We start from the raw sequence: 1759 nt of genomic DNA, 5'->3' as shown, positions 1-1759 counted from the left end.
GCAAATGCGGCGGTCATGGCGCTGACCCTGTCCGGCCTGCCGCCGCATCCCTTCATGTTCTCGGGCTTCCTGCCCCCGCGTGAGGCGGCGCGGCGTAGCGTGCTTTCACAACTGCACGCGGCGGAATGCGCGGGCCTGTCCGCCACCCTGATCTGGCATGAAGCCCCACACAGGCTAGCGGAAATGCTGGCGAGTCTTGCCGCCGTCATGGGGGGCGCACGCCCGGCCGCCGTGGCGCGCGAACTGACCAAACGCTTTGAGGAGGTACGGCGCGGCACGGTAGCGGAACTGGCCGCCCATTATGCCGAAAACCCGGCAAGGGGCGAGATTACCGTCGTGCTTGGCCCCCCGCCGCATGATGACGGCACGGCCGATGATCTGGACAGCCAGTTGCGCGCGGCGTTGCAGACCCTGTCGGTCAAGGACGCGGCGGCCCTGGTGGCGGGCATTACCAGCCTGCCGCGCCGCACGGTCTATGCCCGCGCGCTGGAACTGGCGCGCGGGGCGTCATAGCCCCTACGGCTCAGTGTTCGGGCAGGTCGGTGCTGAACAGCGAATCCGGCGGCATCGCCCCGCCCGTGTGGATGTCGAGCAGATCGACACGGGTGCTTTCCTGCTGCGCGTCCTGAATGATCCAGCCGCGCAGCAGCAGCGGGCTGTCATGGAACAGCAGGGTCAGGCTGCCATCCCCGGGGGACTCGGTGCGCACCACCGTGATGCCGAGCGCATTGCCATCACGCGACAGGCCGGTCACGGTCACATCACCCGATAGCTGGAGATGCGGGCGCAGCAGCAGCCCCAGCGGCGTCTTGTCCATGGGCATGGTGGTGGTCTGGTCAAGCTGGCTGTCATTGAACACGACCTGATCGTGACTGGCCACCAGCAGCAGCGGGCTGGGGGGATCGTACTGGAACCGCATGCGGCGATTCGTCCGGTCGATCCACGCGGTGCCGGTTGTCTGTTTGCCATCGGGCGCGGTCTGGCGGAAACGGGCCTTGAGCAGGCTGATCGCGTCCAGATGATGCTCCACGCGCTCCAGCAGGGCATGGTCCTGATCGGACGCGCCAACCGCCATCTGTTCCTGCGCCCCGGCGGCGGGTGCGCGCAGGACGCCAGCGGACAGGCAGGCCAGCGCGCAGGCGGTGGCGACGGGACGAAGGAATTTCATGACAGGGGGCAATCCATGCAGATGGTACCGGCCAGTGGTGCCCCAACGGACGCTCAAGATCAAGGCGGGTGGATCAGGAACTGCCGATCAGCACACCCGCGACAAAGACCAGCAGCCCGCCAATCACGATCTGCACCACGGCCGAGCCGAAAGGTGTTTCCTGATAGCGCCAGCGTATCCATGAAATCACGAACAGTTCGATCACCACCACGATCACGGCGGCCAGCATCGCGGCCGAAAAATCATCGATCAGGAAGGGCAGCGTATGCCCGATCCCGCCCGCCGTGGTCATGAGACCGCAGATCAGACCACGCAGCAGCGGCGCGCCCCGGCCCGACAGCTTGCCGTCATCGGACAGCGCCTCGGCGAATCCCATGGAAATACCGGCCCCGACCGATGCCGCCATGCCCACCAGAAAGGCGTTCCACGGCAGGTGCGTGGCGAAGGCGGCGGCAAAAACGGGGGCGAGCGTGGAAACCGAACCATCCATAAGCCCCACGAGACCGGGCTGGACAATCTGGAGCACGAAACGGCGGCGCGCGCCTTCATCCTCGGTTTCGCGCTTGCCGTCTGGCAGGCGGTCATGCTCGA

The 1759-nt window shown here is 66.6% G+C and carries 2 protein-coding genes and 1 pseudogene; 1 reads left to right on the top strand and 2 read right to left on the bottom strand.

What is annotated here, in order from left to right:
• On the top strand, positions 1 to 513 hold a 513-nt coding region (rsmI, locus tag JCM25156_RS15680; RefSeq protein WP_025813829.1), incomplete at its 5' end, for a 16S rRNA (cytidine(1402)-2'-O)-methyltransferase.
• A gap of 10 nt (positions 514 to 523) precedes the next feature.
• Here rsmI and JCM25156_RS15675 read toward each other — a convergent pair.
• On the bottom strand, positions 524 to 1168 hold the full coding sequence (locus JCM25156_RS15675; protein ID WP_025813827.1) for a LolA family protein: 645 nt from the start codon (positions 1166 to 1168) through the stop codon (positions 524 to 526).
• A 73-nt stretch (positions 1169 to 1241) separates the two neighbouring features.
• Positions 1242 to 1759: pseudogene (locus tag JCM25156_RS15670) on the bottom strand (iron exporter MbfA); the annotation flags it as partial.

Source organism: Komagataeibacter kakiaceti JCM 25156, assembly GCF_000613305.1.
The sequence above is the reverse complement of the archived record's forward strand: the minus strand, read 5'-3'. Positions and strand labels throughout refer to the sequence as shown.